Source organism: Bacillus cereus group sp. N12, from assembly GCF_016483575.1.
GTDB lineage: Bacteria > Bacillota > Bacilli > Bacillales > Bacillaceae_G > Bacillus_A > Bacillus_A toyonensis.
Map to the genome: position 1 here is coordinate 1 of NZ_JAEHBO010000122.1, position 9,906 is coordinate 9,906.

A 9,906-nucleotide genomic window follows, 5' to 3' on the forward strand; every position below is an offset into this window, starting at 1 on the left:
CCAGGTACACTAAACCAATAAATTGGTGTTTGATAAATCACAACATCCGCCCATAAAAACTTCTCTTGCTCTTCTTTAATACTATAGCCATCTTGAATCGTTGTTGTTTTCACATGATGATTCTCGCTTAATACCGTTACCATATAATCAACTAACGTTCTATTTAATCGTCCTTCTTTCGTACCGTATTTCTCATGTCCATTTATTATAAAAATATTTTTCATCGCTTTTCTCTCCCCTATATGATCTACTCTTCAGCTATTAAGCCCAGTTGCTGCTTTAGCGTAAGATTATCTTCTAAATGCCAATCTTCCGTTATCATTCCGTCTTTCACATGCAAAATATCAATTGCAAAAAAATTGATTTTTTTATCATTATGCGTTCCTGTAAAAGAAAGACGAGCTGTTACTTTATCCCCAACAACTAATAAATCTTCAATCTCGCAATGTATATTAGGAACGACTTTACGAAAATTTTGCGCCGCAAATTTTAGTCCTTCAGTGCCTTGTGGTCGCCCTTTCGGTAATGTATTATCAAAGAAATTTTCCGTAACAGTCTGCGGAATAAGATTCTCTTTACCTGTATCCCAAAATGCGTAAAAACGCTGCGCTGCATGAACCATTTCTGTCGCTTCCTTTTTACTTAATGAAGAATCAATTGTCATTGCTTTTGGCTTTGGCATTTCTTTTAATAACTGAATTTCAGTTTTTTCTTCCACGCCGCATGCTACAAGTACAATACAAACAACAAACAAACTAAGGAACATAAACAATTTTTTCATACTCATGGAAATCACCTCCTCTTCATCTAAACACTTTTTATTTCATATTGCTATTGTATATGCACTAACTTCCTTTATGGAAGTAGTGATATTTTTTTCATATAGTTACCAAAAGTATAGTTTTGTGATACTATAAAGCAAATTCATTCAAAAATTTTTTATGGAGGCTAGTTCCATGAACAATATAGATTCAGTTGTATTAACGAAAGGTTTACCTGGCATACCTTGTCCTATCGCTAAAACGCTTGACGTAATCAGTACAAAATGGACGTTTTTAATCATTCGTGACCTTCTTATTGAAGGAACTTTACGTTTTAGTGATTTACAAAAATCAATGGACGGCATTAGCCCAAAAACATTATCGCTTCGCCTAAAAGAATTGGAAGCACAAGGGATTATAACGCGAAAAGTATATCCAGAAGTTCCGCCCCGCGTAGAGTACACTTTAACGGATAAAGGAAAGCAATTAGAGGGGATTTTTATTGAATTAAAGCGGTTTGGATTAAGTTTATAAACGAAAAGCCTCTTACCATACAAATAGTAAGAGGCTTTTCATTATTCACTACATTACTTCGCAAAACTTTCAGCTAGCTGTTTCTCTCTCCACATAAATGTAATGCCGAGACCAACGATTAAAACAACTCCTGAAAATGCATATGGATAATGAATATTCATATCAAATAATATTCCGCCCATAGCAGGTCCTGCAATATTTCCTAAACTCGTATACGTTGAGTTCATACCAGCAACAAATCCTTGCTCTTTTCCAGCTGCTTTTGATAAAAACGTCGTTAAAGCCGGACGAAGTAAATCAAATGCTAAGAAAATGAAGCAAGTAACGAGAAGTACAATCCAATAATTAAAGACTACAGTGGATACAAACGCTAACACTGCACCTACAATTAAACATATTTGAATTAACACTTTTTCACCAAACATGTCAACTAATTTTCCAAACATAAATACTTGCACAACTACCCCAAAGATTGAACTAATTGTAATAATTGCAGCAATATCTTTCGGCGTGAAACCAAATTTATGATCAGAATACAGACTAAACACAGTTTCATATGCTGATAATCCAAATGCGAGTACAAATACGATAATAAATGCAATTGCATACATTGGGTTTAATGATTTCTTTAAATCTCCAATAAAGCTTGATTCTTTCGTATTAGAAGAAATTTCTGCAAGCTCTTCTTTCGTTAACGGTTCTTTTAAAATAAAGATCGAAATCACACATGCTATAAAGGCAATCACTGCTGCCACAAAGAACGGCACACGTATTCCGTATTCTGCAATAAACCCGCCGATTCCAGGCCCTATAATAAATCCAGTGCTAATAGCTGCTGAAAGATAACCCATCGCCTTTGGTCGTTCCTGAATCGATGTAATATCCGCTACATATGCTGTAACTCCCGGCATAATAAACGCAGCACTAATTCCGCCTAACACCCTCGCTACATAAAGCATCCACACATCTTTTCCTAATCCAAAAAGCAGCTCTGAAACACCAAAAATAAATAATCCAATGATTATCATTTTCTTCCTACCGTAAAGATCGACCCAACGACCTGTAATTGGTGAAGTTATGAGCTGAGCCATTGCAAACACTGCAACGAGATAGCCCATCGTTTTACCTGTTAAATTCATATCATTCATAAAGGACGGCATAACCGGAATGATTAACCCAATCCCTAAAAAAGCGATAAATATATTGCTTAAAAGAATGACCAATACCATCTTTTGTTCTTTTATCGGTTTCTTCACTTTTTAACACCTCTTCCCATAAGTTCCTCTCAAAAATAATGCCCAAGAAACTTTTTCTTTATCCCGCTATTTGTGGGCTAATAATGAGTGGAGATACCCCCACTCATTAAAGTTTCACTTTATCCTTCCACACATACATAAATACAGGGTGAATGACTATCATTCAGTTTTTCGTAGAAATGAACCTACCTTCTTAAGATAGGTTCACCTAACTGTTTTGTCCCCATTAATGCGGGCTAATAATCAGCAGGGAATGCCCTACCAATTAAAGTTTCCCTTTATTTCTTTATATGTAGTGCATGTATTAAAAAATCTAGTACTTCTGCCTTTTGAAGCTCCACTTGCTCATCATCTTTATGATCGTATAAATAAACTTGTTCCGCTGCTGATTCAACAAGAGCGATAAATAACTTGGCTGTTCGCTCTGCGTGAACCGAATCACGAATTTCACCAGCTTCTTTTGCCTCGCTTAAAAATTCGCTTAGCCACATATAAAGAGGCTCATATACAGCTTCCCATTCTTTTATATGTTCAGTAGATGCAAGACCCGCATACATTAATGCTTGTATTTCACGATATTCAGCTATAAAGTTAAATACTGCATCTATTACTTGCTCAACTTTACTTGAAAAAGATGCATCGTTCTGTACTTTTTCTTTCACTGCAAGTATCATCTTCTCAACCATCACTTCTGCTATTGCAGGCATAACAGATAGCTTAGAAGGAAAATATAAATAGAAAGTTCCTTGTGCAATGCCAGCCAATTTCACGATATCAGAAATCTTCGTTTTTTCAACGCCCTTTTCCTGAAACACTTCAATAGCTGCATAGACAATTTTTTCTTTTTTATTCATCATCTAAACCCTTTCAAACACATATTGAATGACTGTCACTCATTTTATAAAATAACTAGCTGTACTGTCAATCATCATGTACTTTCATAATAAAAATCTCCCAACAGATCGTTAGGAGATTTAGCTTTACTATCCTTTTCTTATGAAAGGGCCTTTAATCCTGTAACTCCACATACGATAAGAGCTACGCTAATCAAACGTGCCTTACTTTTCGATTCACCAAACAGAAACATATTTAATAAAACTGCGCCTGCTGTTCCAATACCAATCCAAACCGCATAAGCCACACTTACTTGTAAAAACAAGAAAGAAGTGTATAAGAATGCGAAGGAAGTTGCAAATCCACCTATATAAATCGCTCCATTTGCTAACGTCTTATCTTTACTATACATTTTAAGACCTATCACACCGACTATTTCGCTAATTGCGGCACAAAATACGAAAATCCAACCCATTTTTAAGCAGCTCCTTTCACAATTTCTTCCGCGGTTTCTTCTTTATTATCAGCCAGTTTTAAACCGATAACACCCGCTACGACCATCACGATAAAGAATAGTTTCCCTACACTGAAACTGCCGCCGAAAAGGAATACATCCATTAGGAAAGTACCTACCGTACCAGCTCCGGCAAACACAGCATATACAGTCCCTGTTGCAAGATGTTCGCACGCTTTAGAAAGAAAATGAAAATCAACAGCAATAACTCCTACAATAACAACCCAATGCCACCAAGTATGGGCTGTATTAAAACCGAACACCCAAAATATTTCAAAGATACATGTTAATATCACATATAACCAAGCTTTATTTTTCATATCTCTCACCTTCTATTATTATATGACTGACCGTCAGTCATTTTTAATTTAAAAAATATAATCTCACGCAAACTACTATTTTAAAAAACAATATCAGCCTCATTTATCCTTATATTTGTTCAGTTATTAAAAATTACTTATCTACACCCTTTCATAACAAATGACTGAATGTCATTCATAAATTATTTTACACGAATAATTTATAAAATGTCAATACCAACATTCCATAAACAATTTAACTACTTGTAATACTTTACATTTTTAGAAACCGTAAATTGCTTAACTTGATGGCAACAATGTCTCTTCCTCCATCAATCAACTTAATAAAAATCGGTACTCATTATTGTTAAAAATGTTATTCTTTCTTTATTAATAGGGGGCTAGCGTAAAAAAAGACACCCTCACAGGTGTCCTTTTCATTATGGAAATCTCTTAAAATACATTTCTATTTAAAAACCTTTTGTTACATCATAATACCGTTATGTTTGAACGTATACCATTTTCCATTAATTAAATGTTTTCCGACTGCCATGTCACCGCTAGACTGTAAATAATACCAATTTTTATTTTCTTGTAACCAACCTGTTTTCATTGGGCCATCTTCAAAGTAATACCATTTCCCTTTATTGCTAAACCAACCTTGTTCACTTGCACCAGATTGATCATTAAAGTAATACCATCCTTCTTCTAGCTGTTTCCATCCTGTTAGCATTGAACCATCTTCATTAAAGTACCAAACCGTACCGCCTTCAGCTAGTTTCCCTTTTCGCATAGCACCAGTGTCATCAAAAACATAACGCTTTCCGTTTTCTTCTAACCAGCCCTCGTTCCAGTTATTTTCTGTGCTTTTCATTGATCCATCTGTATTTAAGTAATACCATACGTTATTATTTTTTAACCAACCTGTTTGCATGACACCAGATGCATCAAAATAATACCATTTCCCTTTCACTTGTGCCCAACCTGTTGCCATAGCGCCATCTGCATTATAGTAAAACCATTTCCCTGTATAAGGCCCACTTTTAATCTCTTGCCAACCTGTAACCATAGTTCCATCTGCATTAAAAGTGTATGTTTTTCCTCCTATAGTCCTACGGCCATCAGACATGTAACCATCTTTGTCAAAGTGATACCATGAACCATTGATTTTTTTCCAATCTTTAGCCATAGAGCCATCTTCGTTAAAATAATGCCAAACTCGAACTTTCTTCCATCCTATTTGCATTGAACCATCTTCATTAAAATAATATGTTTTTCCTTGAATATTTTTCATATATGTAGCCATCATGCCTGTTTCATCAAAGTGATACCATTTTCCATTAATATTTTTCCAACCTATAGCCAAAGAACCATCTTCATTATAGTACAACCAGTATCCCGTCCCTTGAAACCAACCACGTTTTTCTTGAACTTGCTCAATTGTATCCGCTTTCTTTTGAGAAACTACATTTTCTTCTGCATGAGACACTGCTGGTATGATAAACATTGAAGACATTAAAATCGGCAAAATAACTTTCTTCATTTTCCAAATCCCCCAATTAATGAATATTTTTAGTTTTTATTTCCACAAACAGAATTGTATTACGTTAATTAAATATAGTCAACAGTTTTTGTAATGTAATTGTAATATTTTTTATAAATTAGAAACATATGAGTTTTTAATGTAATTATAATTACATAATCGTTATAATTAATCATCCATTTTTCCAAGTAATTCATTCGTTCCAAATATCAAAAAGATAAAAAGTATGGATTTCATAGTAGTCAAAACTTTGAGCGTATACATGAACTTTTTAATACTGTTATAATTTTAGTTAACACAATAGTCTTTCAAATTTTTAATCTAGTTTAATAAAATCAATATTCCGTCAATAATGTTGATAATACGATACTTTCTCCACTCCCCCTTGGAGAGATCCCTTGAATGGAGCAGTTAGCTTTTGCTAGCTGCTCTTTTTATTTGTCCGCACACTATGATGAAATACTCATAGATCACATCCATTTTTCATCACGTAACAGGAAACAGCGTATTTTTTAATCTATGTATTTTTCAACGAGTCTTTGTATGCAATGATTTTATTTTCAAGCATCTTCTCTGTAACTTCTAAGTTTTCTCTTTGAATCTGAATAGATTTCCTGTGATCTTCTAGGAGCTGTAAACGAGCTTCAGTTGTATGCTCCCCTTCTAAATATAATCTAGCGTATTCTCTTATTTTCGCTATTGGCATTTGCGTTTGTTTTAACTTCATTACAAACTGCAACCACTTTATATGTGATTCTTCATACAGTCGATTTCCATTTGTATCGCGATTTGCAATTAGTATGTTCTCTTTTTCATAATAACGTAATGTATGTGTGCTCACTCCTAATAATGTAGCTACCTCACTAATTGTGTACATACTCATACTCCCTCCACATGCCATTTGCTCTCATATATTTTGCGTTCTTATCAAATTTATAAAAAACATTTGACTTAGAGTATACTCTAACAAATACAATCTAACCATAAATGAATTTGAACTTAGGGGGATTTTATATGAAATATACTGTTATTACTGGTGCTAGTTCTGGAATTGGCTATGAATCGGCTTTAGCCTTTGCATCTCGTGGAAAAAATATAATACTTGTAGCTCGAAGAAAAGAAGAATTAGATGGATTAAAATTGAAAATTAACGAAATGTATCCGGAGTTAGATGTTGTCATTCGAAGAACTGATTTATCCGTCACGGAAAATGTTTATAAACTTTATGAAAGTCTCCAAAGTTTCCAGATTGAAACGTGGATTAACAACGCAGGTTTTGGTAATTTTGCCTCAATTGCTGAACAAAATTTAAATAAAATAGAAACGATGTTGCATGTAAATATAGAAGCACTAACAATACTCTCTTCCCTTTTCGTTCGAGATTATTCAATGATTGATGGAACACAGCTTATTAACGTTTCATCAGGCGGTGGATATACGATTGTCGCTAATGCTGTTACGTATTGCGCTACGAAATTCTATGTAAGTGCATTTACAGAAGGATTATCTCACGAACTGAAAGAACAAGGTGCAAAATTACAAGCAAAAGTTTTAGCTCCTGGTGCAACTGAAACAGAGTTCGCGAAACGATCATTTGATGTTGATGAATTCCAATACGATAATGTTGTACCAAAATTCCACACTGCAAAACAAATGGCACAATTTATGCTCGACCTTTATGATAGCGATAAAGTTATAGGGCTTGTCGATGGTTCTACTTATAACTATGAGCTTAAAAATCCCATTTTTAATTTTGCAGTAAGAAAAACAAATTCAAATTCTTAACAACATCTCATTTCTGCCTAAAATATAGATACCCACTATTTCTTAAATAATAGTGGGCTTTTTTCTCTCTAAACATTTCACCCAACATACCTAATCATCGCCACTTCATCGCAATAATCAACTTTTGGACAATGCCTGCAATCAATCCACACTTTCTCTGGCAACACTTCCTTATTCACAAAATCAAACCCGCACTTTTGAAAAAATTCCGTTTCATATGTTAAAGAAATTACCCTGTTCACTTTTATCTTTGCCGCCTCATTCATAACATGATTCACTAACATACGCCCTATCCCTTTCCCTGCATATGTATGCGAAACTACTAAAGATCGTACTTCTGCAAGATCCTCTCCTAACACATGTAAGCCAGCAACTCCAACGACTTCCTCTCCTTCTTTCATAACATATAAACATTGCAAATATTGATAGAGAGACAAAAGAGAACGCGGTAAAACAACCCCCTCTTTTGCATAAACTTCAATGAGACTATAAATTTCTTTCACATCACTCGTAACCGCATTACAGATTTTCATATTATATCCCCTTGCCCCCAATATTAATATTTATAAACTTTAATGAATTTTAATACATAATTTTATATAATAATACATCTCTCTTTTCTCCTCGTCAATCACTTTATACAAACAAAAAACCAAGCAATCTAATCGATGCTCGGTTCCTCATTTCGTATCGGCAATACCGTCGAATATTTAATTTCACGCAGTGCTAAACTTGTCTGTATCCGTGTAATACCAAGCTTGTTCAACTTTCTAATAAACTGCTCCAGTTCTTTACGATCACGATTTGCAACTTTTAATAAATAATCATATTCCCCTGTTAAACAATGACATTCTAACACTTCAGGCATCGATTCTAATTCTCGTTCTAGCACTTCAAGCTTTTCATACTGATGAATATTTGTGCTCATAAAAATGAAGCATAGTAAATCAAAACCGAGCTTTTCTTGATTTAAAATTGCTACTTGCTTATCAATAAAACCTTCTCCATCTAACCTTTTTATTCTTGCATGCATCGCAGCTGGAGATAAATTAACACGGCGTGCAAGTTCTGCATTACTTACTTGTGATTCTTTCTGCAATATATCTAAAATTTGTACATCCAAATCATCTAACACTTTAATAACAGATGACTCCATTATAATTCCCCCTTTTTTCTTACCGATGATTATTCGAAAAAACATCCCTTAATTCAAATGAAACTGAATATTATTCTTTAAGATACAAACGAAACGAAATATTTTATTGATTTTTAACCATTACACAAAAGAATATATTACACAATAAAGAAAAATGCTAAAATTATTTACAATTCGTATTGATTATAACAAAGGGGATTTTAATATGCCTTATTTTTATGTCTTTTTACTATTATTAACGAGCTTATTATGGGGAGGGAATTTTGTCGTTGGGAAATCTCTCGTCGATCATGCCTCGCCGATGACACTGACGAGTTTAAGATGGATCATTGCGATCGTTTGTTTATTACCTATGGTATGGTTTAAAGAAAAGAAAATCCTGCCACCGCGCGCTGCGATACTACCTTTAATACTGATGGGGGGTTCAGGAGTCGCTCTCTTTAACATCTTTCAATTTTTAGCATTAGAAAAAACATCCGCAACGAATGTGGGTCTCATCTCTACATTGAATGCAATTTCAATTGCACTATTTTCGGTATTATTTCTAAAAGAAAAAGTAAATACACTTCAAATATTATCCATGACCCTTTCATTCTTCGGGGTTATCCTCGTTCTATTAAAAGGTGATTTCTCACTTTTATTTTCACTACATTTTAATAGCGGAGATTTATGGATGATTGCGGCAGTTTGTATTTGGGGGATATATTCTGTGTGCAGTAAATGGGCAACAAAAACAACTACACCGCTAATGGCGACGTTATATTCTGGTATTTTCGGCATTATTTTATTATTGCCATTTAACATCGGGAACTTCACTGTTTCAAATATAAATACATCATTCATTACATCGCTTTTATATACAGGAATCATTTCAACAGTACTTTGTATGGTATTTTGGAACATTGGTGTACAAAAATTAGGAGCTACAACATCGGGAATTTTTCTAAACTTCAATCCGATTTTCACAGCTATTTTAGCATTCCTTTTCCTAGGAGAAGAATTAACATGGATACAAATTTTAGGTACAATTGTCGTCGTGACAGGATGTTATTTATTTTCTCATTTCAAAACAGTTGCTGTTCAGCCAACTAGAGCTTTACTGCGCAAACATTCTTAATCAAAAAAACATCGCCACCAAAGTGGCGATGTTTTTCAGAGTGTTGGGAAACCCTTTAGGGTTCCCAACATTCTGCAATCCTTTTTAATTTTAGTAAATGAAAACAA

At 34.2% G+C, this 9,906-nt stretch carries 13 protein-coding genes; 3 read left to right on the forward strand and 10 right to left on the reverse strand.

Annotated features, from left to right (window positions below):
* Both JDS92_RS28305 and JDS92_RS28310 read right to left on the reverse strand, forming a co-directional pair.
* Positions 1-224 (reverse strand): NAD(P)H-dependent oxidoreductase (locus JDS92_RS28305; RefSeq protein ID WP_199632918.1); only part of this gene is annotated, 224 nt, incomplete at its 3' end.
* Between the two features lie 23 nt (positions 225-247).
* Positions 248-787, reverse strand: coding sequence for an ester cyclase (locus JDS92_RS28310; protein ID WP_016107890.1), 540 nt, complete (start codon positions 785-787; stop codon positions 248-250).
* Positions 788-956: 169 nt separating this feature from the next.
* Here JDS92_RS28310 and JDS92_RS28315 point away from each other — a divergent pair, with 169 nt between their 5' ends.
* Complete coding sequence (locus tag JDS92_RS28315; protein WP_001059478.1) at positions 957-1,295, forward strand: winged helix-turn-helix transcriptional regulator; 339 nt, start codon at positions 957-959, stop codon at positions 1,293-1,295.
* A 53-nt stretch (positions 1,296-1,348) separates the two neighbouring features.
* On the opposite strand, the gene JDS92_RS28320 is transcribed toward JDS92_RS28315, so the two are convergent.
* From JDS92_RS28320 to JDS92_RS28345, 6 genes are all read right to left on the reverse strand, one after another.
* Entirely contained in the window at positions 1,349-2,551 is a 1,203-nt protein-coding gene (locus JDS92_RS28320; RefSeq protein WP_199632919.1) for an MFS transporter, read from the reverse strand.
* A gap of 278 nt (positions 2,552-2,829) precedes the next feature.
* Positions 2,830-3,408, reverse strand: coding sequence for a TetR/AcrR family transcriptional regulator (locus JDS92_RS28325; protein WP_002038002.1), 579 nt, complete (start codon positions 3,406-3,408; stop codon positions 2,830-2,832).
* A 137-nt stretch (positions 3,409-3,545) separates the two neighbouring features.
* A complete protein-coding gene (locus JDS92_RS28330) occupies positions 3,546-3,860 on the reverse strand; it encodes a DMT family transporter (RefSeq protein WP_000539702.1) in 315 nt (104 codons plus the stop codon).
* A gap of 2 nt (positions 3,861-3,862) precedes the next feature.
* Positions 3,863-4,219: a DMT family transporter gene (locus JDS92_RS28335; RefSeq protein WP_000790623.1), complete on the reverse strand. Its 357-nt coding sequence runs from the start codon at positions 4,217-4,219 to the stop codon at positions 3,863-3,865.
* A 463-nt stretch (positions 4,220-4,682) separates the two neighbouring features.
* Positions 4,683-5,741 (reverse strand): glucan-binding protein, encoded by a 1,059-nt coding sequence (locus JDS92_RS28340; RefSeq protein WP_000755815.1) that lies wholly within the window; start codon positions 5,739-5,741, stop codon positions 4,683-4,685.
* A 517-nt stretch (positions 5,742-6,258) separates the two neighbouring features.
* Positions 6,259-6,618, reverse strand: coding sequence for a MerR family transcriptional regulator (locus JDS92_RS28345; protein ID WP_000288079.1), 360 nt, complete (start codon positions 6,616-6,618; stop codon positions 6,259-6,261).
* Positions 6,619-6,755: 137 nt separating this feature from the next.
* On the opposite strand from JDS92_RS28345, the gene JDS92_RS28350 reads away from it, so the two are divergent.
* Positions 6,756-7,526 carry an SDR family NAD(P)-dependent oxidoreductase gene (locus JDS92_RS28350; protein ID WP_070172767.1) on the forward strand — a complete coding sequence of 257 codons (771 nt, stop codon included), beginning with the start codon at positions 6,756-6,758 and terminating at the stop codon, positions 7,524-7,526.
* Positions 7,527-7,603: 77 nt separating this feature from the next.
* Here the strand turns inward: JDS92_RS28350 and JDS92_RS28355 are convergent, their stop codons facing one another.
* Positions 7,604-8,059, reverse strand: a complete 456-nt coding sequence (locus tag JDS92_RS28355) for an N-acetyltransferase (protein WP_000686679.1) — start codon at positions 8,057-8,059, stop codon at positions 7,604-7,606.
* A 128-nt stretch (positions 8,060-8,187) separates the two neighbouring features.
* Entirely contained in the window at positions 8,188-8,682 is a 495-nt protein-coding gene (locus JDS92_RS28360; protein WP_000446110.1) for an Lrp/AsnC family transcriptional regulator, read from the reverse strand.
* 205 nt (positions 8,683-8,887) lie between these two features.
* On the opposite strand from JDS92_RS28360, the gene JDS92_RS28365 reads away from it, so the two are divergent.
* On the forward strand, positions 8,888-9,799 hold the full coding sequence (locus tag JDS92_RS28365; RefSeq protein ID WP_199632920.1) for a DMT family transporter: 912 nt from the start codon (positions 8,888-8,890) through the stop codon (positions 9,797-9,799).
* Positions 9,800-9,906: the final 107 nt, after the last annotated feature.

Coding starts and splice junctions, on each gene's coding strand:
- JDS92_RS28310 (WP_016107890.1), bottom strand. CDS start 787: ATGAGTATGAAAAAATTGTTTATGTTCCTTAGTTTGTTTGTTGTTTGT.
- JDS92_RS28315 (WP_001059478.1), top strand. CDS start 957: ATGAACAATATAGATTCAGTTGTATTAACGAAAGGTTTACCTGGCATA.
- JDS92_RS28325 (WP_002038002.1), bottom strand. CDS start 3,408: ATGATGAATAAAAAAGAAAAAATTGTCTATGCAGCTATTGAAGTGTTT.
- JDS92_RS28330 (WP_000539702.1), bottom strand. CDS start 3,860: ATGGGTTGGATTTTCGTATTTTGTGCCGCAATTAGCGAAATAGTCGGT.
- JDS92_RS28335 (WP_000790623.1), bottom strand. CDS start 4,219: ATGAAAAATAAAGCTTGGTTATATGTGATATTAACATGTATCTTTGAA.
- JDS92_RS28340 (WP_000755815.1), bottom strand. CDS start 5,741: ATGAAGAAAGTTATTTTGCCGATTTTAATGTCTTCAATGTTTATCATA.
- JDS92_RS28345 (WP_000288079.1), bottom strand. CDS start 6,618: ATGTACACAATTAGTGAGGTAGCTACATTATTAGGAGTGAGCACACAT.
- JDS92_RS28350 (WP_070172767.1), top strand. CDS start 6,756: ATGAAATATACTGTTATTACTGGTGCTAGTTCTGGAATTGGCTATGAA.
- JDS92_RS28355 (WP_000686679.1), bottom strand. CDS start 8,059: ATGAAAATCTGTAATGCGGTTACGAGTGATGTGAAAGAAATTTATAGT.
- JDS92_RS28360 (WP_000446110.1), bottom strand. CDS start 8,682: ATGGAGTCATCTGTTATTAAAGTGTTAGATGATTTGGATGTACAAATT.
- JDS92_RS28365 (WP_199632920.1), top strand. CDS start 8,888: ATGCCTTATTTTTATGTCTTTTTACTATTATTAACGAGCTTATTATGG.